At 52.8% G+C, this 24637-nt stretch carries 25 protein-coding genes and 1 pseudogene; 16 read left to right on the top strand and 10 right to left on the bottom strand.

Going from position 1 to position 24637, the window contains the following annotated elements; translation table 11 throughout:
- Positions 1–110: 110 nt before the first annotated feature.
- Together Q3O06_RS01165 and Q3O06_RS01160 are read right to left on the bottom strand one after the other, a co-directional pair.
- A complete protein-coding gene (locus Q3O06_RS01165; RefSeq protein WP_301817169.1) occupies positions 111–440 on the bottom strand; it encodes an FKBP-type peptidyl-prolyl cis-trans isomerase in 330 nt (109 codons plus the stop codon).
- A 75-nt stretch (positions 441–515) separates the two neighbouring features.
- Positions 516–674: pseudogene (locus tag Q3O06_RS01160) on the bottom strand (DUF2061 domain-containing protein); the annotation flags it as partial.
- Between Q3O06_RS01160 and Q3O06_RS01155 the strand changes: the two are divergent.
- The 5 genes from Q3O06_RS01155 to Q3O06_RS01135 all read left to right on the top strand — a co-directional run bounded on the left by Q3O06_RS01155 (position 613) and on the right by Q3O06_RS01135 (position 3300).
- Complete coding sequence (locus tag Q3O06_RS01155; RefSeq protein ID WP_301667623.1) at positions 613–921, top strand: DNA/RNA non-specific endonuclease; 309 nt, start codon at positions 613–615, stop codon at positions 919–921. The pseudogene Q3O06_RS01160 and the gene Q3O06_RS01155 overlap by 62 nt on opposite strands.
- Before the next feature lie 70 nt (positions 922–991).
- Positions 992–1465, top strand: a complete 474-nt coding sequence (locus Q3O06_RS01150) for a hypothetical protein (protein ID WP_003712413.1) — start codon at positions 992–994, stop codon at positions 1463–1465.
- A 34-nt stretch (positions 1466–1499) separates the two neighbouring features.
- The gene (locus Q3O06_RS01145) at positions 1500–1955 is read left to right on the top strand and encodes a hypothetical protein (RefSeq protein ID WP_118997838.1); all 456 of its coding nucleotides are present in this window, start codon (positions 1500–1502) and stop codon (positions 1953–1955) included.
- A gap of 48 nt (positions 1956–2003) precedes the next feature.
- Entirely contained in the window at positions 2004–2261 is a 258-nt protein-coding gene (locus tag Q3O06_RS01140; protein WP_301817320.1) for a hemagglutinin repeat-containing protein, read from the top strand.
- 85 nt (positions 2262–2346) lie between these two features.
- Positions 2347–3300, top strand: coding sequence for a D-2-hydroxyacid dehydrogenase (locus Q3O06_RS01135; RefSeq protein WP_301817165.1), 954 nt, complete (start codon positions 2347–2349; stop codon positions 3298–3300).
- A 76-nt stretch (positions 3301–3376) separates the two neighbouring features.
- Here the strand turns inward: Q3O06_RS01135 and metG are convergent, their stop codons facing one another.
- Positions 3377–5434, bottom strand: coding sequence for a methionine--tRNA ligase (gene metG, locus Q3O06_RS01130; RefSeq protein ID WP_301817164.1), 2058 nt, complete (start codon positions 5432–5434; stop codon positions 3377–3379).
- A 115-nt stretch (positions 5435–5549) separates the two neighbouring features.
- Positions 5550–7388, bottom strand: a complete 1839-nt coding sequence (gene glmS / locus Q3O06_RS01125) for a glutamine--fructose-6-phosphate transaminase (isomerizing) (RefSeq protein WP_301817162.1) — start codon at positions 7386–7388, stop codon at positions 5550–5552.
- Positions 7389–7669: 281 nt separating this feature from the next.
- Here glmS and Q3O06_RS01120 point away from each other — a divergent pair, with 281 nt between their 5' ends.
- Positions 7670–8188 (top strand): hypothetical protein, encoded by a 519-nt coding sequence (locus Q3O06_RS01120; RefSeq protein WP_301817160.1) that lies wholly within the window; start codon positions 7670–7672, stop codon positions 8186–8188.
- 432 nt (positions 8189–8620) lie between these two features.
- Here the strand turns inward: Q3O06_RS01120 and mltA are convergent, their stop codons facing one another.
- Positions 8621–9946, bottom strand: coding sequence for a murein transglycosylase A (gene mltA / locus Q3O06_RS01115; protein WP_301817317.1), 1326 nt, complete (start codon positions 9944–9946; stop codon positions 8621–8623).
- A gap of 207 nt (positions 9947–10153) precedes the next feature.
- Here mltA and efeU point away from each other — a divergent pair, with 207 nt between their 5' ends.
- The 5 genes from efeU (at position 10154) to Q3O06_RS01090 (ending at position 14505) form a co-directional block, all read left to right on the top strand.
- Entirely contained in the window at positions 10154–10993 is an 840-nt protein-coding gene (efeU, locus tag Q3O06_RS01110; protein WP_118793067.1) for an iron uptake transporter permease EfeU, read from the top strand.
- The gene (gene efeO / locus Q3O06_RS01105; protein ID WP_301817157.1) at positions 10990–12156 is read left to right on the top strand and encodes an iron uptake system protein EfeO; all 1167 of its coding nucleotides are present in this window, start codon (positions 10990–10992) and stop codon (positions 12154–12156) included. Before efeU ends, efeO begins: the two co-directional genes overlap by 4 nt.
- Positions 12157–12298: 142 nt before the next feature.
- Positions 12299–13564 (top strand): iron uptake transporter deferrochelatase/peroxidase subunit, encoded by a 1266-nt coding sequence (gene efeB, locus Q3O06_RS01100; protein WP_301817155.1) that lies wholly within the window; start codon positions 12299–12301, stop codon positions 13562–13564.
- A gap of 214 nt (positions 13565–13778) precedes the next feature.
- Positions 13779–14168, top strand: a complete 390-nt coding sequence (locus tag Q3O06_RS01095; protein WP_301817154.1) for a hypothetical protein — start codon at positions 13779–13781, stop codon at positions 14166–14168.
- Positions 14086–14505, top strand: coding sequence for a hypothetical protein (locus Q3O06_RS01090; RefSeq protein WP_301817153.1), 420 nt, complete (start codon positions 14086–14088; stop codon positions 14503–14505). Before Q3O06_RS01095 ends, Q3O06_RS01090 begins: the two co-directional genes overlap by 83 nt.
- A 101-nt stretch (positions 14506–14606) precedes the next feature.
- Here the strand turns inward: Q3O06_RS01090 and Q3O06_RS01085 are convergent, their stop codons facing one another.
- The 4 genes from Q3O06_RS01085 to Q3O06_RS01070 form a co-directional block, all read right to left on the bottom strand.
- Complete coding sequence (locus Q3O06_RS01085; protein ID WP_002236289.1) at positions 14607–14936, bottom strand: zinc ribbon domain-containing protein YjdM; 330 nt, start codon at positions 14934–14936, stop codon at positions 14607–14609.
- A gap of 76 nt (positions 14937–15012) precedes the next feature.
- Positions 15013–16383 carry a bifunctional UDP-N-acetylglucosamine diphosphorylase/glucosamine-1-phosphate N-acetyltransferase GlmU gene (glmU, locus tag Q3O06_RS01080; RefSeq protein WP_301817316.1) on the bottom strand — a complete coding sequence of 457 codons (1371 nt, stop codon included), beginning with the start codon at positions 16381–16383 and terminating at the stop codon, positions 15013–15015.
- Positions 16384–16437: 54 nt separating this feature from the next.
- Entirely contained in the window at positions 16438–16710 is a 273-nt protein-coding gene (locus Q3O06_RS01075) for a spore cortex protein (RefSeq protein WP_301817152.1), read from the bottom strand.
- On the bottom strand, positions 16703–17416 hold the full coding sequence (locus Q3O06_RS01070; protein WP_301817151.1) for a pyrimidine 5'-nucleotidase: 714 nt from the start codon (positions 17414–17416) through the stop codon (positions 16703–16705). Before Q3O06_RS01070 ends, Q3O06_RS01075 begins: the two co-directional genes overlap by 8 nt.
- A 58-nt stretch (positions 17417–17474) precedes the next feature.
- Here Q3O06_RS01070 and Q3O06_RS01065 point away from each other — a divergent pair, with 58 nt between their 5' ends.
- The 3 genes from Q3O06_RS01065 (at position 17475) to Q3O06_RS01055 (ending at position 19930) form a co-directional block, all read left to right on the top strand.
- Entirely contained in the window at positions 17475–18476 is a 1002-nt protein-coding gene (locus Q3O06_RS01065; protein WP_301817150.1) for a thiamine ABC transporter substrate-binding protein, read from the top strand.
- 94 nt (positions 18477–18570) lie between these two features.
- Positions 18571–19419, top strand: a complete 849-nt coding sequence (locus Q3O06_RS01060; protein WP_301817148.1) for a mechanosensitive ion channel family protein — start codon at positions 18571–18573, stop codon at positions 19417–19419.
- A 25-nt stretch (positions 19420–19444) separates the two neighbouring features.
- Positions 19445–19930, top strand: coding sequence for a CinA family protein (locus tag Q3O06_RS01055; protein ID WP_301817147.1), 486 nt, complete (start codon positions 19445–19447; stop codon positions 19928–19930).
- A gap of 84 nt (positions 19931–20014) precedes the next feature.
- Here the strand turns inward: Q3O06_RS01055 and msrAB are convergent, their stop codons facing one another.
- Positions 20015–21583 (bottom strand): bifunctional peptide-methionine (S)-S-oxide reductase MsrA/peptide-methionine (R)-S-oxide reductase MsrB, encoded by a 1569-nt coding sequence (gene msrAB / locus Q3O06_RS01050; RefSeq protein WP_301817145.1) that lies wholly within the window; start codon positions 21581–21583, stop codon positions 20015–20017.
- 145 nt (positions 21584–21728) lie between these two features.
- Here msrAB and ftsY point away from each other — a divergent pair, with 145 nt between their 5' ends.
- A complete protein-coding gene (gene ftsY, locus Q3O06_RS01045) occupies positions 21729–23354 on the top strand; it encodes a signal recognition particle-docking protein FtsY (RefSeq protein WP_308020981.1) in 1626 nt (541 codons plus the stop codon).
- Positions 23355–23782: 428 nt separating this feature from the next.
- A complete protein-coding gene (locus Q3O06_RS01040) occupies positions 23783–24052 on the top strand; it encodes a DUF3079 domain-containing protein (protein ID WP_301817143.1) in 270 nt (89 codons plus the stop codon).
- Positions 24053–24637 lie beyond the last annotated feature (585 nt).

The following is a 24637-nucleotide window of genomic DNA, read 5'->3' as shown; positions in this document are numbered from 1 at the left end:
AAAACAGGCTATGTTTTTCAATAGTATTTGCCAATACGGATGTTTTATTTAAAACAAAATGCCGTCTGAAACGATTTGTTTGTGTTTCAGACGGCATGGAGCAGGCAGCTTTATTCGTACACTTTCAGCAGCTCGACTTCAAATATCAAAGTGGCGTGCGGGGGAATCACGCCGCCCGCGCCGTGTGCGCCGTAGCCCATTTCCGAAGGGATGGTCAGCTTGCGTTTGCCGCCTTCCTTCATTCCGCCGAAGCCTTCGTCCCAACCTTTGATAACTTGTCCGGCACCGAGCGTGATGGTCAGCGGCTGGCGGCGGTCGAGGCTGGAGTCGAATTTCGTTCCGTCTTCCAGCCAACCCGTGTAATGCACGGTAATCTCTTTGCCTTTAACTGCTTCTTTTCCGAAGCCTTCCTGCAAATCTTCAATAATCAGGTCACCCATATTTGTCCTTTCGCGTATCTGTTAAAAGAAACAAGGGTAACATACCGGGCAGGGAAATCAAATGCCGCTCAAACGTCAGCCGCACCGGTGCAATGGGAACAGCGGTTGTTGTTTGGCCGTTTTGTTTTTTTCGTAACGGTTCCAGACTTTTTCATGGAAATAGAAAACGACGGTGTTGATTAGGGGTTCGACCAGCGCGACCGCCCCCGATACGCCTATACTGCCCGTCAGTATAGCGGGAGATAGATTTGGCGGGGCTCCAAAGTTGGATAATCTGGTATCCCAGCTTAGCGGAGTTAATTTAAGCAATTATAAAATTCTAGAAAATGAATGGGCAAATGCATTAATGGAAAAGAAACGCGTAACGGTAAATGTCGATATACAATACAAGGGAAATAGTTTAAGGCCAGATCATTTTGTTATTCAATATGAAATTGATGGCATTAAAAAAGTTGAAAAGATTTACAACACAGGAAAGTAAAAATGAAATTTAACGAAAATTTAAAATTGAAATTTCCAATAAAGTAATATAAATGAAAAGGTAATGTATTATGAGAATGAATGAACGACAAGCATCTGCTATTCAGGATGTATTTCGAAAATTAGCTTTTGTTGATACAGAACCTGTAGACCTTCCCAATTCAGGGATTGATTGGCAGGAAACAGTAGAGATTATTTACCGGCTGTTTACCTTGAGATGGATGGAATTTTGGCCGCAGAAAGAGATTACGGATGAAGACATCTGGGAGTATTGCCGGAATCTTGCCCGTTATGATCCCGATGCAGATCTTTATTTGAAAAGTCAAGAATTTGATCGTTGGTGGGGATATTATTGGCTTACACATATTAACCTTACCTCTAAGGGAGAATTATTTTATTTTAAATATTTTGATCCCGAAGTAGTGAACAGTGCAGAAGACGACAATGCCGTGAATCCCACCTTTATCGATCATCTTGAAAGCATCTTTGAAGAAAACGATATGCCGTGGGGTAAGATATTTTTTCCCGTACAGAGTATCGAGTAAGCGTAGGCGGCTTGCTGCCTTGTATCTTTTTTCTATGCAAACCCTAGCCGCCGGTGCCCAAGCCTACCAAGAAGATAAGATATCAGAAATACAAAAACGTATGCTTAGCTTGGCACTTGAATTTTCAGGAGAGGGGGGTACCGCTGTCTATATATATGGTGCAAGGGAAAGAAACGTATTGTCTTTTGATGCTTTTTTTAAAGTGGATAATAAAATTATGAGAAAGGAGTCTTTTAATACAAAAGAGATTCAATGGCAGTTTCTTAATCTTGGAATGGAAGATTATTCGGAACTATGCTCTGTCTTTGCCGAGAATCATCAGGAAATTCCAACTCAGTTGAAACTCATATATGACAATGTAAATCAGAAAGCATCCGCTAATTATTCATATGAAAAATTTTTCTCGCATAGAGATGATTTAACACCGGGTAATATTTTTGAACAATGGTTTAAAGAAGAAAAGCAAAAAACAGAAAACCCGTATGGCTAATCATGATTCCATAATGCAGATTAAAGGCAGCCCGAAACCCCGTTCAGGCTGTCGTTTGCATTTGGGCACGCTGGCTTTCAGCCTGCTGCTCGGTTTCGGTTCGGCTCTGATTGTGCCCGCAGCCGCAGCACGCAGGTGCAGGATGGCAGCAGCGCCGAAGCCGTCGGCAGCTCGCTGACAGCCGGCCACCATCTCAGCATCCGTGCCACCGAAGGCAACATCGAAGCCAAAGGCGCACAAATCTCCGCCGAAGGCGATGCCCTTAAGCATCATCCTCTCCCAGATTGGACATTGACGGAGGAATGATAAAGATTATCATAAGGTTGCGCGGTTTAAATTTGCTATTTGTTGTTAGTGTAAATAAATCATTTTTCAAATATGGATAGAAATTATGAATCATAAAAAGATCGTTGTTTTGGATGCGGATACTTTGCCCGGCCGGGTTTTTCATTTTGATTTTCCGCACGAGCTCGCAGTTTACGGTACGACAGGTGCGGATGAAACGGCAGAACGGGTGCACGACGCACATGTTGTCATTACCAATAAGGTAATGATTTCCGCCGACATTATTGCGGCTAATCCGCAGTTGGAGCTGATTGCCGTCAGTGCGACCGGTGTGAACAATGTCGATATCGGGGCGGCGAAGGCGGCGGGCGTTGCAGTATGCAATGTCCGCGCATACGGAAACGAATCGGTTGCGGAACACGCCTTTATGCTGATGATTGCCTTGATGCGGAATTTGCCCGCCTATCAGCGTGATGTTGCGGCAGGATTATGGGAGAAGTCGCCGTTTTTCTGCCATTACGGCGCGCCAATCAGGGATTTGAACGGCAAAACGCTGGCGGTTTTCGGACGCGGCAATATCGGGAGGACGCTGGTCGGATACGCGCAGGCATTCGGTATGGGGGTGGTGTTTGCCGAACACAAACACGCGCCCGTTGTGCGCGAAGGCTATGTTTCCTTTGAAGATGCGGTACGGACTGCCGACGTGTTGTCGCTGCACTGTCCGCTGAACGCCCAAACTGAAAATATGATAGGCGAAAACGAATTGCGGCAGATGAAGCCCGGTGCGGTTTTGATTAATTGCGGGCGCGGCGGGCTGGTGGATGAAAACGCGCTGATTGCCGCACTCAAATACGGGCAGATCGGCGGAGCTGGTGTCGATGTTTTGACGGAGGAGCCGCCAAGGGGCGGCAATCCCTTGCTGAATGCACGCCTGCCCAATCTGATTGTTACGCCGCATACCGCGTGGGCGAGCCGCGAGGCTTTGGACAGGCTGTTTGATATATTGTTGGCGAACATTCACGCCTTTGTGAAAGGTGAGGCGCAAAACCGCGTGGTTTGAGCTTGTCGGGATGACGAAAAACAATGCCGTCTGAACGCCCAAAGGGTTCAGACGGCATTGTTTTTGATATTTCTACTTAACCGACTTTGTCGCCCGGTTGCGCGCCTGTATCCACATCCAAGAGCTTCAGTTTCCCGTCTGCCGTGGCGGCGGAGAGAATCATGCCTTCAGATACGCCGAATTTTGCCATTTTGCGCGGGGCGAAGTTGGCGACGGCAATGACCATGCGGCCGTTCAATTCGGCAGGGTTCGGGTAAGACGCGGCGATGCCGGAGAAGATAATGCGTTTTTCAAAACCAAAATCGAGGTCGAATTTCAAAAGTTTGGTGCTACCCTCGACGGCTTCGCAGTTCAATACTTTGGCGACGCGCATATCGATTTTCATAAAGTCGTCAAAGCTCGCTTGTTCGGCGACTTTTTCGTATTTGCTCTCTTCGGCGGCAGGCGCGGCTGCGGCGGCGATGCTTTGTTTGTTGGCTTCGATCAAATCGTCCACTTGTTTTTGCTCCACTCGTTGCATTAAATGTTCGTATTTGTTGATGGCGTGTTCGCCTAAGGTTTCGCGTGTATTTGCCCAAGTGATGGCTTCCAAATTCAGGAATTTGGCGGCATTTTCGGCCACTTTCGGCAATACGGGGGCGAGGTAGGCGGTCAACATGGTAAAGGCGTTGATGAGTTCGCTGCATACTTCGTGCAGGCGTTCGTCTTGGCCTTCTTGTTTCGCCAATTCCCACGGTTTGTTGGCATCGACGTATTCGTTGACAATGTCTGCCAATGCCATGATGTCGCGCAGGGCGCGGGCGTATTCGCGGTTTTCGTATTGCTCGGCTATGTTGTTGCTTTCGGCGGCAAGTTTTGCCAGCAATGCGCTGCCTGAAACGTCTTTCAGACGGCCTTCAAAGCGTTTGGCGATGAAACCTGACGCGCGGGCGGCGATGTTGACGTATTTGCCGACGAGGTCGCTGTTGACGCGCGAAATAAAGTCTTGCAGGTTCAAATCGATGTCTTCGATTTTGCTGTTGAGTTTGGCGGCGATGTAGTAACGCATCCACTCGGGGTTCAGGCCTTGTTCCAGATAGGATTTGGCGGTGATGAAGGTGCCGCGCGATTTGGACATTTTTTGTCCGTCCACGGTCAAAAAGCCGTGTGCGTACACGCCGGTCGGGGCGCGGTGACCGGAGAAATGCAGCATGGCGGGCCAGAACAGGGCGTGGAAATAGAGGATGTCTTTGCCGATGAAGTGATACATCTCGGTTTGGCTGCCGGCTTTGAAGTATTCGTCAAAATCGATGCCGATGCGGTCGCACAGATTTTTAAACGATGCCATGTAGCCGACGGGCGCGTCCAGCCAGACGTAGAAGTATTTGCCCGGCGCGTCGGGGATTTCAAAACCGAAATACGGCGCGTCGCGGGAAATGTCCCAGTCGGACAGGGTGGTTTCTTCGCCTTCGCCCAGCCATTCTTTCATTTTGTTGAGGGCTTCGGGTTGCAGATGGGGCTTGCCGTCGTGCGGGTTGTTGCCGGAAGTCCATGCTTTGAGGAAGTCGGCGCATTCGCCCAGTTTGAAGAAGAAGTGTTCGGATTCGCGCAATTCGGGTTTCGCGCCGGAAACGGCGGAATACGGGTTGATCAGTTCGGTCGGGGAATAGGTCGTGCCGCAGACTTCGCAGTTGTCGCCGTATTGGTCTTGAGCGTGGCATTTGGGGCATTCGCCTTTGACGAAGCGGTCGGGCAGGAACATTTGTTTTTCGGGGTCAAAAAGCTGCTCGATAACGCGGCTTTCGATTTTGCCGTTGGCTTTCAGTGCGCGGTAAATGTCTTGGGAAAACTGTTTGTTTTCAGGGGAATGGGTGCTGTAATAATTGTCGTAGCCGATGCCGAAACCGGTGAAGTCAGCGAGATGTTCTTCGCGCACTTTGGCAATCATGTCTTCGGGCGCGATGCCTTGTTTTTGCGCGGCCAGCATCACGGGCGTGCCGTGGGTGTCGTCGGCGCAGCAGTAGTGGCATTCGTGGCCGCGCAGTTTTTGGAAGCGCACCCAAACGTCGGTTTGGATGTGTTCGACCATGTGGCCGAGGTGGATGCTGCCGTTGGCATAGGGCAGGGCGGAGGTAACTAAGATTTTGCGTGTCATATTGTGCTTTGCAAACAATGGGTAAAGGCGGATTATACCGCAAATCAAACGGGAAAATGCCGTCTGAAGCCTGAAAAATCGGGCTTCAGACGGCATTTTTGCAAAACGGCGGGGGTTATTCGACGGTTACGGATTTCGCCAGATTGCGCGGCTTGTCCACATCCGTGCCGCGTGCGAGGGCGGTGTGGTAGGCGAGGAGCTGCACGGGGACGGTATGCACGACAGGGGACAGTTCGCCGACGTGGCGCGGCGCGCGGATGACGTGCACGCCTTCGGTGGCATTAAAATTGCTGTCGAGGTCGGCAAAGACGAAAAGTTCGCCGCCGCGCGCGCCGACTTCCTGCATATTGGCTTTGACTTTGTCCAGCAGGCTGTTGTTGGGCGCGATGACGACGACGGGCATATTTTCGTCCACCAAGGCAAGCGGCCCGTGTTTCAGTTCGCCGGCAGGATAGGCTTCGGCGTGGATGTAGGTGATTTCCTTCAGCTTCAACGCACCTTCGAGGGCAATCGGGTAATGGATGCCGCGCCCTAAAAACAGCGCGCTGGTTTTCTTGGCAAACTGTTGCGCCCATGCGGCAATTTGAGGTTCGAGGTTCAAAGCATGCTGCACGCTGCCGGGAAGCTGGCGGAGTTCTTCGGTGTAACGTGCTTCATCTTCGCCGGATACCAAGCCGCGTACCTTCGCCAGCGTTACCGCCAAACCGAACAGTGCAACCAGTTGCGTGGTAAATGCTTTGGTCGAGGCGACGCCGATTTCCGCACCGGCACGGGTATAAAGCACGAGGCTGCTTTCGCGCGGCAGGGCGGATTCCATCACGTTGCAGATGGAGAGGCTGTGGCAGTGTCCCAAGGATTTGGCGTATTTCAAAGCCTCCATTGTGTCCAGCGTTTCGCCGGATTGGGAAATGGTAATGACCAGTTGGTCCGGATCGGCAATCACGCTGCGGTATCGGTATTCGCTGGCGATTTCGACGTCGGCCGGGATTTTGGCGATGGATTCGAGCCAGTATTTGGCGGTCAGCGCGGCATAATAGGAAGTGCCGCAGGCAAGGATTTTAACGCTGCGGATGCTTTCAAACACGCTTTTGGCGTTTTTGCCGAAGTTTTCGGGGATGAAGCCGCCGTCGAGGAAAACCTCCGCCGTGTCCGCAATCGCGCGGGGCTGCTCGTGGATTTCCTTTTGCATAAAGTGGCTGTACGGCCCCAATTCCAAAGAGGCAAGTGAGAGTTCAGATACCTTGACTTTGCGTTCGGCGGACAGGCCGTTTTTATCGGTCAGCCTTTTGATGCCGTCTGAAGCCAGCAGTGCGATGTCGCCGTCTTCGAGGTACGCCACGCGGCGCGTAAAGGCGATGACGGCGGACACGTCCGAAGCGATAAAGGTTTCATCATCGCCCAAAGCGACCAAAAGCGGGCAGCCCATACGCGCCACAACTAATTCATCAGGCTTGTCTTGGGCAATAACCGCGATGGCGTATGCGCCGTGGAAGCGTTTGACTGCTTCCTGCACTGCTTCAAACAGCCTGCCGCCGTTTTGCGCGTATTCGTGATTGATGCTGTGGGCGATGACTTCGGTATCCGTTTGCGATTCAAAACGGTATCCCAAACCTTCCAAGCGTTTGCGTTCGCTTTCAAAGTTTTCGATGATGCCGTTGTGGACGACGGCAATCATACCACCGCTGATGTGTGGGTGGGCGTTCGGCTCGGTAACGCCGCCGTGTGTCGCCCAACGCGTATGCCCGATGCCGATGCCGCCGCTGATGCCTTTTTCGCGTGCCGCGTCCTCCATAAGCTGTACGCGTCCGACGCGGCGCACACGTTTGATTTTGCCGTCGGTGTTGACGGCAATGCCTGATGAGTCGTAACCCCGATATTCGAGGCGTTTGAGGCCGTCGGTCAGAAAATCGACGACGTTGTGATGGGCGCGGATGGCGCCGACGATACCGCACATAACTGTTCCTTAGTATCCGGTTGAAAAAAAAACAGGCGCGGACGGCTTCCGTGCCGCACCTTCCTCTTCGGATTATAAACCGCCTTCCGTGTCGGGAAACAGCAAAATGCCGTCTGAAAGCTTGGGCTTGCTCAAAAAAAGAGGGATTTCCCTGTTTGTCCGGGATGGGCGTTCAGACGGCATTGCCTGCTGCTGGTTTATAGTTTTTGCAAATCAATATTGACAAGCTGAAAAAAAAAAACAATATACTCGCTTGGTCTTAATGTTAAAGGAGTATGGAAATGAAACAAATGCTTTTGGCCGTCGGCGTGGCGGCGGTGTTGGCAGGCTGCGGCAAGGATGCCGGCGGTTACGAGGGTTATTGGCGCGAAAAGTCGGACAAAAAAGAGGGCGTGATTGCTGTCAAAAAAGAAAAAGGCAATTACTTCCTTAATAAAATCAATGTGTTTACAGGCAAGGAAGAGTCTTTGCTTTTATCTGAAAAAGACGGCGCGCTTTCGATAAATACGGGGATAGGGGAAATCCCGATCAAACTTTCCGATGACGGGAAAGAGCTGTATGTCGAACGCAGGCAGTATGTCAAAACCGATGCGGCGATGAAGGACAAAATCATCGCCCATCAGAAAAAGTGCAGACAAACGGAACAGGCATACCTCGACGCGCGAAATGCGTTGCCGTCAAACCAAACGTATCAGCAGCGTCAGGCGGCGATCGAGCAGTTGAAACGGCGGTTTGAAGCCGAGTTCGATGAATTGGAAAAAGAAATCAAATGCAACGGCAAACCGACATTGTCGTTTTAGCAGGGGACAACCGGGAGGATGCCGCCGTCCGAATCGGATGTGTGGTTTCCGTACCGGTACGGGCGGGCAGGAATGTCCGCCTTTTTTTGTTCGGACGCGTTTGAATACCCGTTTGATTCCGATCATTTGCAAGGGTATTTCCGTTCGGGCGGAAATTATAGTGGATTAACAAAAACCAGTACGGCGTTGCCTCGCCTTAGCTCAAAGAGAACGATTCTCTAAGGTGCTGAAGCACCAAGTGAATCGGTTCCGTACTATTTGTACTGTCTGCGGCTTCGTCGCCTTGTTCTGATTTTTGTTAATCCACTATAATTCCGTCAAATAAGAAAGGCGTTTTGTCCGACCGGCCGACTTGTGCCTGCGGTATCTCAAAACCTCACCTTAATGCGCCCGATTGGCCGTGATGGGCTTCAGACGGCATTGTTTGCCGGTTTACGGCCGGTATTCGGGCTTCATGCCGTTGGGTAGAAGCTGCCAGACGTAACCCGGTTCTTTCATCTTACCTGCTGTTTCCCCTGCTTCGTCGCCGTAACCCCAGAAATAATCCACGCGCACCGCGCCTTTAATCGCGCTGCCGGTATCCTGCGCCATAATCAGGCGGTTGAGGGCTTTGCGGGTAACCGGGTGGGCGGTGGCGACAAATAAGGGCGCGCCCAAGGTAATGTAGTGCCGGTCTACTGCGCCGGCATATTCCCCCATCAGCGGCGTGCCCAGTGCGCCGACGGGACCGTCATTGCCGCTTCCGGCAAGCTCGCGGAAAAAGACATAGCTGGGGTTTTGCCCCAAAACTTCGGCGAGGCGTTGCGGATTTTGCCGCATATAAGACTTAATGCCCTGCATCGAGGTTTGCCCGAGTTTGAGGTAGCCTTTGTCCGCCATATAGCGTCCGATGGAAACGTAGGGATGTTCGTTTTTGTCGGCATAGCCGATGCGGATGTATTTGCCAGACGGGGTTTTCAGACGGCCCGAGCCTTGTATGTGCATAAAAAAGAGTTCGACGGGGTCTTCGGCGTAACCGAGTATCGGGGCTTTGCCGTCAAGCGCACCGCCGTTGATTTGGTTGCGCGTGTGGTAAGGGAGGAAGCGGCTTCCTTCAAACCTGCCCTTGATTGCCGTTGTGCGCGCGGTGATAGGGAATTGGGAGAGGTCGGCGGTATGTGTGCCTCCAGCATTGTCGATTGTGCCGCTGTTTTTTCCCGTCTGCCTGATGCGGACAAGGGTTTTTCCGCTCCTCAAACCTGCAGGCAGCGGGACGGAGATAAAATCGTCGGGAATACCGTAAATCGGGAAGCGGGCTTGTGCCGTCCGCCTGTCGTCGCCTTTCAGTACCGGCTCGTAATAGCCGGTAACCGTACCGGCAAGGCTTCCGTTGCCTGCAACCTGCCACGGTGTGAAATAGCGTTCAAAAAACTGTTTTGCCTGAAAGGAATGGACGGGGGTTTGAAAGGCTTGGGCGCACACATCCTGCCAGCCTTGGCGGTTTTTCAAATTTGAGCAGCCAAGCCTGAAAGACTGCAGGCTCTGGGTAAAGTTTTGCGCGCTCCAGTGCGGCAGGCTGTCGTGAGGAACCGCCGTGTAAACCGCCCCTCCGCCTGAAACCGTAGTGCCGACAGGAAAAGGGGTACCAGTAGGGCGGTCGGGGCCTTGAATAACGGATGTGTCAGGAATCGGGAGGGGTTGGATGCTTTTGTTTTGACAGGCGGCAAGAATGGCGGCAACCATGCCGAACAGTGCCGTTTGAAACAGATGTTTTTTCATAATGGGCAATGACGTTGAAATCCTTGAGTCGGATTTTCAAGCGACTGATTTTTTAAAGGTTTGAAAAAGGAGATTTTAACACAGCCCTAAAGTTTTCCGACGGTGGGGTAGTTTGAAAAAAATAGGGCAAAATAGTTTGTATTCTTATTTACAAGTCATATAAATGTCCTGATAATATACCGTCCATTTACTTATAAACTGATACTTATGCTGGTTGCTTTTTTAATTATGTTGCGCGAGGGTATCGAAGCTGCACTGATTGTCGGTATCGTTGCAGGTTTTTTGAAACAGTCCGGACATTCCAAACTGATGCCTAAGGTTTGGTTCGGGGTCGTCCTTGCTTCTTTGATGTGTCTGGGGCTGGGATACGGCATCCATTCGGCAACGGGCGAGATTCCCCAGAAGCAGCAGGAGTTCGTCGTCGGCATTATCGGTTTGGTTGCCGTCGCGATGCTGACTTATATGATTTTATGGATGAAAAAGGCGGCGCGTTCGATGAAGCAGCAGCTTCAGGACTCCGTGCAGGCGGCTTTGAACCGTGGCAGCGGTCAAGGATGGGCCTTGGTCGGTATGGCGTTTCTTGCCGTGGCGCGCGAAGGTCTGGAGAGCGTTTTTTTCCTGCTTGCCGTATTCAAACAGAGCCCGACGTGGCAGATGCCGGCCGGTGCGGTAGCGGGGGTTTTGGCTGCCGCCGTGATTGGCGCGTTGATTTATCAGGGCGGGATGCGCCTGAATCTGGCGAAGTTTTTCCGTTGGACGGGGGTGTTTTTGATTGTCGTTGCCGCCGGTCTGCTTGCCGGCTCGCTGCGCGCGCTGCATGAGGCAGGTATTTGGAACGCGCTTCAGGATATTGTGTTCGACTCATCAAAATATTTGCACGAAGACAGTCCGTTGGGCGTGCTGCTCGGCGGATTTTTCGGCTATACCGACCATCCGACGCAGGGCGAGGCCTTGGTTTGGCTGTTGTACCTTATTCCCGTCATGACTTGGTTTTTGCGCGGCAGTAGGCCGTCTGAAACTTTAACCCGTAAAGAGGAGCTGAAATGAGAAAACTCAATTTGACCGCATTGTCTGTGATGCTTGCCTTAGGTTTGACTGCTTGCCAGCCACCGGAAGCGGAGAAAGCCGCACCGGCTGCGTCCGGTGAGACCCAATCCGCTAACGAAGGCGGTTCGGTCAGTATCGCCGTCAACGACAATGCCTGTGAACCGATGAATCTGACCGTACCGAGCGGACAGGTTGTGTTCAACATTAAAAACGACAGCGGCCGCAAGCTCGAATGGGAAATCCTGAAAGGCGTGATGGTGGTGGACGAGCGCGAAAACATCGCCCCCGGACTTTCCGACAAAATGACCGTAACCCTGTTGCCGGGCGAATACGAAATGACTTGCGGCCTTTTGACCAATCCGCGCGGCAAGCTGGTGGTAACCGACAGCGGCTTTAAAGACACCGCCAATGAAGCGGATTTGGAAAAACTGTCCCAACCGCTCGCCGACTATAAAGCCTACGTTCAAGGCGAGGTTAAAGAGCTGGTGGCGAAAACCAAAACCTTTACCGAAGCCGTCAAAGCAGGCGACATTGAAAAGGCGAAATCCCTGTTTGCCGACACCCGCGTCCATTACGAACGCATCGAACCGATTGCCGAGCTTTTCAGCGAACTCGACCCCGTCATCGATGCGCGTGAAGACGACTTCAAAGACGGCGCGAAAGATGCCGGATTTACCGGCTTCCACCGTATCGAACACGCCCTTTGGGTGGAAAAAGACGTGTCCGGCGTGAAGGAAACCGCAGCCAAACTGATGACCGATGTCGAAGCCCTGCAAAAAGAAATCGACGCATTGGCATTCCCTCCGGGCAAAGTGGTCGGCGGCGCGTCCGAACTGATTGAAGAAGTGGCGGGCAGTAAAATCAGTGGCGAAGAAGACCGTTACAGCCACACCGATTTGAGCGACTTCCAAGCCAATGTGGACGGTTCGAAAAAAATCGTTGATTTGTTCCGTCCGCTGATTGAGGCTAAAAACAAAGCCTTGTTGGAAAAAACCGATACCAACTTCAAACAGGTCAACGAAATTCTGGCGAAATACCGGACTAAAGACGGTTTTGAAACCTACGACAAGCTGAGCGAAGCCGACCGCAAAGCGTTACAAGCCCCCGTCAACGCGCTTGCTGAAGACCTTGCCCAACTTCGCGGCATACTCGGCTTGAAATAAGCCTTAAGCGTTCAGACGGCATTTGGCGGCAGATGCCGTCTGAAATTTTATCTGCAAAACCGGAAAGGTATTGAAAAAGGTGGAGGTTTCCGTTCCCCGCGTTCCGCCGTATCGGATACAGAGTTTAAACAAAGGATAAAACATGAGTACGAATAACCCGACACAACCGACCAGGCGCACTCTCTTTAAAACTGCGATCGCAGCCGGAGCAGTCGGCGCAATCGGCGGCTGGTTCGGCGGCAAAAAACAGGGCGAAACCGCCGAACGCACCGCCGAAAGCCAACATTCGCCCCAAGCTTATCCCTGCTACGGCGAACATCAGGCAGGCATCGTTACGCCGCAGCAGGCGTTTTCCATTATGTGCGCCTTCGACGTTACCGCGCAAAGTGCCAAGCAGTTGGAAAACCTGTTCCGCACGCTGACCGCCCGTATCGAGTTTCTCACCCAAGGCGGCGAATACCAAGACGGCGACGACAAACTCCCGCCTGCCGGCAGCGGCATTTTGGGCAAAGCCTTCAACCCCGACGGATTGACCGTTACCGTGGGGGTGGGCAGCAGCCTGTTTGACGGCCGGTTCGGACTCAAAGACAAAAAACCGGTTCATTTGCAGGAAATGCGCGACTTCTCCAACGATAAGCTGCAAAAAAGCTGGTGCGACGGCGATTTGAGCCTGCAAATCTGCGCCTTCACCCCCGAAACCTGCCAAGCCGCCCTGCGCGACATCATCAAACACACCGCCCAAACCGCCGTTATCCGCTGGAGTATCGACGGATGGCAGCCCAAATCCGAACCCGGCGCGATGGCGGCGCGCAACCTGTTGGGCTTCCGCGACGGCACGGGCAATCCCAAGGTTTCCGACCCCAAAACCGCAGACGAGGTTTTGTGGACGGGCGTGGCCGCCAACAGCCTTGACGAACCGGAGTGGGCGAAAAACGGCAGCTATCAGGCAGTCCGCCTTATCCGCCACTTTGTCGAGTTTTGGGACAGGACGCCGCTTCAAGAGCAAACCGACATTTTCGGGCGGCGCAAATACAGCGGCGCGCCGATGGACGGCAAAAAAGAAGCCGACCAACCGGATTTCGCCAAGGACCCCGAGGGTAATATCACGCCCAAAGACAGCCATATGCGTCTGGCGAACCCGCGCGATCCTGAGTTCCTCAAAAAACACCGCCTCTTCCGCCGCGCCTACAGCTATTCGCGCGGACTTGCCTCAAGCGGACAGCTTGATGTCGGGCTGGTGTTCGTCTGCTATCAGGCAAACCTTGCCGACGGTTTCATCTTCGTGCAAAACCTCCTTAACGGCGAACCGCTGGAAGAATACATCAGCCCCTTTGGCGGCGGCTATTTCTTCGTCTTGCCCGGCGTGGAAAAAGGCGGATTCTTGGGACAAGGGCTGCTGGGCGTATAAAACTGCCTGACGGATAAATGCCGTCTGAATCCGACAAGGGGTTCAGACGGCATTTTACTGTTTGGGCGGTCAGGCTTTTTTGACGAATTCGGATTTTGAATCAGCGGTGTAGGTATTGGTTTGTTACACGGGCAGATTTTTTCAAAAGTGTACACTTTTGAGGTACTTTCCTTGACGGAAAGTACCTCAAGTTATAAACATACCGGAGAACAATATGAGTAAAAAAATTCCCATATTTGTGGATATTTATTTAAACAGGTTTTCGGAAGGTTCAAACTATTGTTATGGGAATATACGCGCTGCCGACGATAGGGATGAGGAAATCGTCCGGCAATGTATTCAAAGGATGCAAGAAGGGGGTAGCGATTTATTGTGGGAAAACCGGCTGATACGCCCCATTCCCAATGGGTCTCGCGATGCAGGGGAGGGAATGGCCTTTTTTCCTGACGAACCGCCTGTTGAGACAGATCGGAAGTGTGTGTTGGATACGGAGAAAATGTCGTTTGAGTTTGGAGGATGTGATGAATATTTTGTCTGTTATCGGAAAAATAAAAGCCTTTATTGTTTTCTTGCTGTTGGTTTCTTCATCTGCGTATGCATCTGAATTTTCAGACAAATTTGATCTTGTGTATATAGATGGGAAAGTGGCGTGGCTTGTAAGTAAAGATATTGACTATATGGATGGGTATAGAGTGGGGGTAATGTCAATATGGGCGATGGATGATGTTAAGGAACTTGGGCTTAAGAAAGGGTGGGTTCTATTTTCTCGGATCAGGGTTAACTGCAACAGCCAAAGTGTAGGGCATGAATATATGGAAAAATTTGATATGAATGCTGCTAAAACTGTCCAAAGATACTACCCAACCCTAAAGATGGAACCGGTTGATTCGGAGGGAGCTTTGGGTAAAGTGGCTGCTTCAGTTTGCAATCAAAAAGGATAGAACCGGAATAGTTTAAAAAACAATCGATATTATCCGCACTGTGAAAACGCCGTCCGAACCTTGTCAAACGAGTTCGGACGGCGTTTCTTGTTTTTGGGCGGTCAGGCTTTTTTGACGAATTCGGATTTTAAATTCATCGCGCTGCCGTCGATTTTGCAAGCGATGTTGTGATCGCCTTCCTGCAGGCGTATGCCTTTGACTTTCGTACCTTGTTTGATCGTCATCGAGCTGCCTTTTACCTTGAGGTCTTTAATGAGGATGACGGTATCGCCATTTTGCAGCGCCGCGCCGTTGGCATCGCGCACTTGAGCCGCAAGGTCGGCGGCGGATTCGGTTTCATTCCATTCGTGGGCGCATTCGGGGCAGATGTATTGTCCGCCGTCTTCATAGGTGTATTCGGAGGCGCATTGCGGGCATGGGGGTAATGACATGGTTTGCAGTCCTTATCTGATATCAGAGGGGTTTGATGCCGTCTGAAACCTGAAACCGGCTTCAGACGGCATGGCTTTATTGTTTGTCTTTTTCCGGCCTTACCCAGCCTTCGATGACGGTTTGGCGGGCGCGGGCGAGGGCGAGTTTGCCGTCTTCGACGTTGCGGGTAATCGCGCTGCCTGCGCCTGTGGTTACTTTGTTGCCCAGTGTTACAGGGGCAACCAGTACGCAGTTTGAACCGATGCGCACTTCGTCGCCGATGACGGTTTTGTGTTTGTGCACGCCGTCGTAGTTGGCAATAATCGTGCCCGCGCCGAAGTTGGTTTTACTGCCGACTTCGGCATCGCCGATGTAGGTGAGGTGGTTGGCTTTTGTGCCTTTGCCGATGGCGGCGTTTTTGATTTCGACGAAGTTGCCGACGTGTACGTCGTCTGAAAGGTGTGCTTGCGGACGCAGGCGGGCGTATGGGCCGATTCGGTTGTTTTCGCCGACTTCGCAGTCTTCGAGGTGGGAGAAGGCGGCGATTTTGCTGTTTGCGCCGATTTTGGCGTTTTTGATGACGCAGTTTGCGCCGATTTCGACGTTGTCGCCGATTTCGACTTCGCCTTCAAAGATACAGTTCACATCAATCACGACATCCTGTCCGTGTTTCAGACGACCCCGCAAATCGAAACGCGCCGGATCGCGCAGGGTTACACCTGCTTTGAGCAATTCTTGTGCCTGTTCAGTTTGGAAAATACGCTCGAGTTCGGCCAGTTGGAGTTTGTTGTTCACGCCGGCGGCCAGATGGGAGGAGCGGACTTGGACGGGATGAACTTTAATACCGTCGGCAACGGCTTTTGCGATGAGGTCGGTCAGGTAGTATTCGCCTTGGGCATTGTTGCTGGAAAGGCTGTTCAGCCAGTTTTCCAGTTTGACGTTGGGCAGGACGAGGATGCCTGTGTTGATTTCGCGGACGGCCTTTTGGGCGGCACTTGCGTCTTTTTCTTCGATGATGGCGGTTACGCTGCCGTTGTCATCGCGGATGATGCGCCCCAAACCTGACGGGTCGTCGGGCACGTCAGTCAACAGGCCGACTTCGTCGCCTGCGGCTTCGAGCAGGGTTTCGAGGGTTTCAACGTCAATTAAAGGAACGTCGCCGTACAGCACCAGCGTGCGGCCTTTGGCGGCAAGGTGGGGCAGGGCGGTTTTGACGGCGTGGCCGGTGCCGAGCTGTTCGGTTTGTTCGACCCAAACGACATCGCGTTTGACGGTGTCTAAAACTTGCTCTTTGCCGTGTCCGATAACGACGCAGATGTTTTGCGGATTCAGCGCGGCGGCGGTGCCGATCACGCGCCCGAGCATTGTTTCGCCGCCGATTTCGTGCAAAACCTTGGGTTTTTGCGAATACATGCGCGTGCCTTTGCCAGCGGCGAGGATAACGATGTTTAAAGTGTTGTGCGGCATGACGGTTTCCTGTGCAATGCCGTCTGAAGCGGCTTCAGACGGCATAGGTTGGGTTTATCGGTTTTGAAACTTTGGTTTTTGCCAGTGTTGGCGATGCTCTTCGTCGGCGTTGTTGCCGGTTTGGTTGGGCAGCACGGCATGGCGTTCGGGGCGGTATTGGTTGTAGTTCATATTTTTCGAGTAGCTGCCGTCTTGGTAATAAACGGGTGTACCGGCAGGATATTTTTGACGGACGGCGGTCTTGCCGTTGCCGTCTTGATAAGTTTCCCACGCGCAGCCCGACAAAAGGGCGGCGGCGGCCGTTAGGAGGAGGAAGGTTTTACGCATAGCATTCTTTCGTATTTTCGGGGTTTGTGCGGGTATTGTAATGATTTTGGCGGTGTTCTGACAAAGTTTCTGCATACCAAGCCAGTTGCGCCATATCGCGTGCGCAGGCATCGATAAAGGGTAGAGCGTGGGATTTTGTACCGAACCAGACGGTTTTCATGCCCAATGCTTTTGCCTGATGCAGGTTGTCCGCGCTGTCGTCCACCATAATGCAGCATTCGGGCGGTACGTCCAACAGGCGGCAAACATTGAGATACGCTTGCGGATTGGGTTTGTATAGCAGTCCGAAATCGTCCGTGCCGAACAGTGCGTCGAAACGGTTTTCCAAACCGAGTGCGCCGACAACGGCACGGACGTAAAACGACGGGCCGTTGGAAAAAACCGCCTTGCGTCCGTTCAGACGGCATAGGGTGTGTTCCGTATCCGCCATACCGTGCAGCCTGGTCAGGATTGCATCGATCGGATGGCTTTCGCGCAAAAATTCCGCAATGTCGATTTCGGGATGGTGGATGTGCAGTCCGGCGAGCGTTGCGCCGTAACGATGCCAATAGTCTTGACGCAGGTCGGACGCGGCGGATTCGGAGAGTTTGAGGCGGCGTGCCATATAGCGTGTCATGGCGCGGTTGATGAGTGTGAAGATGCCTGCGTCGGCATCGTGCAGCGTGTTGTCGAGGTCGAACAGCCACACGGTCGGGTTTTCTTGCATTTTGAACCGTGAAAATTTGTTAGAATGTTATTTTACAGCGAATAGAGGAGGACTCGGAATGAAACGGAAAATTTGGCTGCTGCCGCTGTTGGCGGTTTCGGCATACCTGCAGGCGCAGACGGAAGTCAGGCTGGCGGTGCATAAGTCGTTCAGCCTGCCCAAAGGGCTGATTGCGCGCTTCGAGCGGGCAAACGATGCGAAAGTGTCCGTCATTCAGGCGGGCGGCGCGAACGAAATGCTCAACAAGCTGATTTTGAGCCGCGCCAATCCGATTGCCGACGCGGTGTACGGTTTGGACAACGCCAATATCGGCAAGGCGCGGGAAATGGGTATTTTGGCGGCGGCGCAACCCGGATCCGCCCCCGTCGCGGTCGGGCTGCCTTCGGCTTTGGCGGTCGATTACGGCTATGTGTCCATCAATTACGACAAAAAATGGTTTGAAGGCAAAAAGCTGCCCCTGCCGCAAACCCTGCAGGATTTGACCCGCCCCGAATATAAAAACCTATTGGTCGTGCCGTCTCCCGCCACGTCGTCCCCCGGGTTGGGCTTCCTGATGGCGAACATCAGCGGGATGGGCGAAGAAGGCGCGTTCAAATGGTGGGCACAGATGCGGCAGAACGGCGTGAAGGTCGCCAAAGGCTGGAGCGAGGCGTATTACACCGACTTTTCGCACAACGGCGGCGCGTACCCGCTGGTGGTCGGTTATGCCGCCAGCCCGGCGGCGGAAGTGTATTTTTCCAAAGGCAAATATAGCGAGCCGCCGACGGGCAACCTGTTTTTAAAAGGCGGCGTATTCCGTCAGGTCGAAGGCGCGGCGGTCTTGAAGGGCGCGAAACAGCCGAAGCTGGCGGCAAAACTGGTGCAATGGCTGCAAAGTCGGGAAGTGCAGCAGGCGGTTCCGTCCGAAATGTGGGTTTACCCCGCCGTCAAAAACACGCGCCTGCCCGACGTGTTCCGTTTCGCCCAAGCTCCGACGCACACCACCGCACCCGCGCAGCGCGATATTGATGCGAACCAGCGCGGATGGGTTTCCCGTTGGATCAGGACGGTTTTGAAATAAAACAAACATACCGCCCCGCAGGGCTTCAGACGGCATTTTTACACCGGTGTCGATTCCGCCGCACGGGGAGGATATTCGATCGAGAGGAAAAACAATGGACTTCAAACAATTTGATTTTTTACACCTGATGAGTGTTTCCGGTTGGGAGCATCTGGCTGAAAAGGCGTGGGCGTTCGGGCTGAACCTTGCCGCCGCGCTGCTTATTTTCTTGGTCGGAAAATGGGCGGCGAAACGCATTGTCGCCGTGATGAGGACGGCGATGACGCGCGCCAAGGTCGATGCCACGCTGATTAGTTTTTTGTGTAATGTTGCCAATATCGGCTTATTGATTTTGGTGATTATTGCCGCATTGGGCAGATTGGGCGTTTCCACAACATCCGTAACCGCCTTAATCGGCGGCGCGGGTTTGGCGGTGGCGTTGTCCCTGAAAGACCAACTGTCCAACTTTGCCGCCGGCGCGCTGATTATCCTGTTCCGCCCGTTCAAAGTCGGCGACTTTATCCGCGTCGGCGGTTTTGAAGGGTTTGTCCGGGAAATCAAAATGGTGCAGACTTCTTTGCGGACGACCGACAACGAAGAAGTCGTGCTGCCCAACAGCGTGGTGATGGGCAACAGCATCGTCAACCGTTCCACACTGCCGCTGTGCCGCGCCCAAGTGGTTGTCGGCGTCGATTACAACTGCGATTTGAAAGTGGCGAAAGAGGCGGTGTTGAAAGCCGCCACCGAACACCCCTTGAGCATTCAAAACGAAGAGCGGCAGGCCGCCGCCTACATCACCGCCTTGGGCGACAACGCCATCGAAATCACACTGTGGGCCTGGGCACACGAGTCGGACCGCTGGACGCTGCAATGCGACTTGAACGAACAAGTGGTCGAAAACCTCCGCAAAGTCAATATCAACATCCCGTTCCCGCAACGCGACATACACATCATCAATTCTTAAACGCCGTCTGAAAGGGGAGTGGGAAATGGACGCGTTGCACACCATCGCCCGAAACCTGACGAAAAAACGTCAAACCGTAAGCTGTGCCGAATCCTGCACGGGCGGAATGCTTGCCGCCGCATTCACAAGCGTTGCAGGCAGTTCGCAATGGTTCGACCAGAGTTTTGTAACATACAGCAACAAAGCCAAAGAAGACCGCTTGGGCGTGTTGCCCGAAACCCTGCTCGAACACGGCGCGGTCAGCCGCCAAACCGTCTATGAGATGGCGCGCGGCGCGAAAGCCGTGGCGCAGGCGGATTACGCCGTCGGTATTTCCGGAATCGCCGGCCCGGGCGGCGGCAGCGAAAGCAAACCCGTCGGCACGGTTTGGTTCGGGTTTGCCTTTCCGGGCGGAAGTTGCGAAGCAATGCGCCGTTTTGACGGCAACCGCGAATCCGTTCGCGCGCAGGCGGTCGCCTTTGCGTTGGAAAGGTTGGCGGGGCTGGTAGAAAGCGGCGGCGATGCCGTCTGAACAAAATCCCCATCGGATAAAAAATGCCGTCTGAAACGTTTCGGGTTTCAGACGGCATTTTGTCGGGTTGGGCGGCGGTGCGGTTTATTTCACTTTGCCTTTCAACGCGCCGTAGCCTGCCGCGTCCATTTGTTCCAGCGGGATGAATTTCAGGCTTGCGCCGTTGATGCAGTAGCGCAGTCCGCCTTTGTCGCGCGGGCCGTCGGGGAAGACGTGTCCCAAGTGTGAGTCGGCGGCGTGGCTGCGCACTTCGGTGCGGCGCATATTGTAGCTGAAATCGTCGTGTTCGGTAACGGCGGCGGCGTTAATCGGGCGGGTGAAGCTCGGCCAGCCGCAGCCGGAATCGTATTTGTCGGCGGAGCTGAACAAAGGTTCGCCGCTGACGATGTCCACATAAATGCCGGGTTTGAACAAGTGGTCGTATTCGTGGCTGAAAGCGTATTCGGTTGCGCTGTGTTGGGTAACTTGGTATTGCTCTTCGGTCAGGATGCGTTTGAGTTCGGCATCATTGGGTTTTTTATACGTCGCCGCGTCGAAGCCTTTGCCTTGCGGGGCGGCTTTGCTTTTGCCCGGCAGCGGTTCGTCGGCTTTGCGGATGTCGATGTGGCAGTAGCCGTTGGGGTTTTTAATCAGGTAGTCCTGATGGTATTCCTCGGCATCGTAGAAGTTTTTCAGCGGCTCGTTTTCGACAACGAGGGGAAGTTTGTATTTTTGCTGCTCGCGTTTGAGGGCGGCGGCGATGACGGCTTTTTCGGCAGGGTCGGTGTAGTACACGCCGCTGCGGTATTGCGTGCCGGTGTCGTTGCCTTGTTTGTTGAGGCTGGTCGGGTCAACGACGCGGAAATAATATTGCAAGATATCGTCGAGGCTGAGTTTGTCGGCATCGTAGGTAACTTTGACGGTCTCGGCATGACCCGTATGGCGGTAGGACACGTCTTCATAGCTCGGATTTTTCGTTTTGCCGTTGGCGTAGCCGGATACCGCGTCAACCACGCCGTCGATGCGTTGGAAATAGGCTTCCAAGCCCCAGAAGCAGCCGCCTGCAAGGTAGATGGTGCGCGTGTTCATGATTTTTGAATCCTTTTTCTGTGTGTCGGGTTTGTAGAACGAATTTTTCAGACGGCCTAAATCGGCATTCGGATCGCTGATTAACGCCAATGCCTGCGCTTCGTTAATGCTGCCTTTGACGATGCGCTGTACGTCGCCGTCTTTACCGATTAACGCCCACGAGGGGTAAACGCTGATATTCAGGCTTTGGGCGATGGTGCCGCCGTTGTCTGTAACGACGGGCAGCTTGGGATAATTCAAACCGGCATACCATTTTTGAAAGTCGCCGTCTTTTTTCTCGTGCAAAAAGCCGGGGGAGGCGACGGTAATCAGGTTGGCGGAGCTGAATTTTGCATCTTGCGCCCATTTTTCGGTCTGTCCCAATTCGGACAGACACAAAGGACACCAGCTCGCCCAGAATTTAATCAGCGTCGGTTTGTCTTTTTTCAAATAAACATCGGCGGGGCGGTTGTCCGCGGTTTTCAAAGTGGATAAAGTGTGCGGCACGGTCGCGGCTCCGGCATCGGCGATTTTGGGCGAACAGGCACCCAGCGCAAACAGGCAGCCGAACTTGGCGCAAAGGGAAAAGAAAGTACGGGGTTTCATTTTAATGTTTCCTGTGTGGACGGTTTGTATGATTAGACGTTTGAGATGCTGAAACCTTACAGCCCGGATTTTCAGACAACCTTGCCGCGTAAAATACGCTACAATACTCCCTATTTCAAGTTTCTAAAATTAAAAGGAAAATTCAATGTTCAGCTTCTTCCGTCGCAAGAAAAAACAGGAAACTCCGGCTTCCAATGAGGCTCAAATTCAGGAAACCGCAGCAAAAGTAGAATCTGAAGTTGCTCAAATAGTTGAAAATATTAAAGAAGATTCTGAATCTTTAACGGAAATCGTCAAAGGGCAGGTCGAATCGGCTGTTGAAACCGTCAGTAGTGCGGTTGAACAAGTAAAGGAAACCGTTGCCGCGATGCCGTCTGAAGCGGCTGAGGTTGCGGAAAAAGCAGCGGAACAAGTCGAAGCGGCGAAAGAAGCCGTTGCCGAAACCGTCAGCGAGGCTGTCGAGCAAGTAAAGGAAAACGTTGCCGAGATGTTGTCTGAAGCAGAGGAAGCGGCTGAAAAAGCAGCGGAACAAGTCGAAGTGGCAAAAGAAGCTGTTGCTGAAACCGTCAGTAGTGCGGTTGAACAGGTAAAGGAAGCCGTTGCCGAAATGCCGTCTGAAGCAGAGGAAGCGGCTGAAAAAGTAGAGGAATACGTTGAATCCGCAAAAGAAGCCGTTGTTGAAACCGTCAGCGAAACCGTTGAGCAGGTTCGAGAAACCGTTGCCGAGATGCCGTCTGAAGCAGAGGAAGCGGCTGAAAAAGCAGCGGAACAAGTCGAAGCGGCGAAAGAAGCTGTTGCCGAAACCGTCAGCGAGGCTGTCGAGCAAGTTCAAGAAGCCGTTGCGACAACTGAAGAACACAAGCTCAGTTGGGCTACGCGTTTGAAACAAGGCTTGACCAAATCGCGCGACAAAATGGCGAAATCGCTGGCGGGCGTGTTCGGCGGGGGACAAATCGACGAAGATTTGTACGAAGAGCTGGAAACCGTGCTCATTACCAGTGATATGGGCATGGAAGCCACCGAATACCTGATGAAAGACGTGCGCGACCGCGTCAGCCTCAAAGGGCTGAAAGACGGCAACGAATTGCGCGGCGCGCTGAAGGATGCGCTGTACGACCTGATTAAGCCGTTGGAAAAACCGCTGGTGTTGCCAGAAACGAAAGAGCCGTTCGTCATCATGCTGGCAGGTATCAACGGCGCGGGTAAAACCACCTCCATCGGCAAACTCGCCAAATATTTCCAAGCGCAGGGCAAATCCGTATTGCTGGCGGCAGGCGATACTTTCCGCGCCGCCGCCCGCGAGCAGCTTCAGGCATGGGGCGAACGCAACAACGTAACCGTGATTTCACAAACCACGGGCGATTCCGCAGCCGTTTGTTTTGATGCCGTCCAAGCCGCCAAAGCGCGCGGCATCGACATCGTGCTGGCCGACACCGCCGGCCGCCTGCCCACGCAGCTTCATTTGATGGAAGAAATCAAAAAAGTGAAGCGCGTGCTGCAAAAAGCCATGCCCGACGCGCCGCACGAAATCATCGTCGTGCTTGATGCCAACATCGGTCAAAACGCCGTCAACCAAGTCAAAGCCTTTGACGACGCATTGGGGCTGACCGGTTTAATCGTTACCAAGCTAGACGGCACGGCAAAAGGCGGCATCCTCGCCGCGCTTGCCTCCGACCGTCCAGTTCCCGTCCGCTACATCGGCGTGGGCGAAGGCATAGACGACTTGCGTCCGTTTGACGCGCGCGCGTTTGTGGACGCACTGCTGGATTGAGCCGAAATGCCGTCTGAAAACGGCAGACCGATGCCGTCATTCCCGCGCAGGCGGGAATCTAGGTCTGTCGGTGCGGAAACTTATCGGGTAAAAAGGTTTCTCCAGTCCCGAGTCCTAGATTCCCACTTTCGTGGGAATGACGGAATGTAGGTTCGTGGGAATGACGGTTTAGGTATTTTTATAGAAAGCCGTAGCGGTGGGCTTCAGCCCACCCATCCACCCATCCACCCACCCATCCTACCAACTCCCCCACCTTATTCCCAAAAAACACCCCCGCGCTTGACACATCTACCGTATAAAATACCGACACCGCCTCATAATACGGCATTTCACAAACCTTAACACCCACGCGTAAAAACCGTATAAACCCGAAACCGCCACCGCCGTATCCCCTATAATTTCATCCAATAAAAAACAAGGCACCGAATATGGCAAAAAAATTCCCCATTTTCCCAAAAAATCCGGAGCGCATCTGCTGGGGTTGCGACAAATATTGCCGCGAAGACGATTTGCAGTGCGGCAACGGCTGCGAGCGCATCCAACACCCCATTGAGTTGGACGGGCGCGAGTGGTACAAAAAAGGCGACTGGAGCAACCTCTTGAGCGAAGCCCAGCAAATCGAACTCGGTTTGAAAGAAGCCACGAAACCCGCCAAACCCCATGTCAAACTCCCCCTCAAAAACAAAACCGGGTTGTAACGGCAGACCGTTTCCGGCAGCTTGCAGGGTTGCGCCGATTATTTTTAGTTTCGGTAAAAACATAAATCCGCAGGACATTTTCGTAAGGCGGGTTTTATCCCTCCGATTCCACCAATCCGCACCATCCTTATTAATGCAAAAACACAAACGGTAGAACGGCATTCCCGCTTAACGATGACAACCATTTTGCCGATTTATGTCCGCAACCCGATGCGTTTCCAAGGATGTGGCGGGTTGAACTCATCGTTCCATACCGCTTTTACCAATTCAAATCCAAATTCCCTGCCGATTCCAAATACACATCCGCAACGTACAGGGCGGTTCGCAAACCCGAATGGCGGACTTCATCCCGCCAATCTGCACTGTTCCATTTTAACCCGCAAAAAATACCCGCTACCCTATCCCTAAAACCGCAAATACACGGTCAATGGTGGAATGATTTTGTCGGTTTGAGACCTTTGCAAAATTCCTTTTCCCCCAACAGCCGAAACCCCAACACAGGTTTTCGGCTGTTTTCGCCCCTAATTGCGCCTAATTTTACCCAAATACCCCCTTAATCCTCCCCGGATACCTGATAATCAGGCA

This window comes from Neisseria maigaei, assembly GCF_958267405.1.
In the GTDB taxonomy this organism is placed as follows: domain Bacteria; phylum Pseudomonadota; class Gammaproteobacteria; order Burkholderiales; family Neisseriaceae; genus Neisseria; species Neisseria bergeri.
This window is presented reverse-complemented; position numbering and strand designations above follow the sequence as displayed.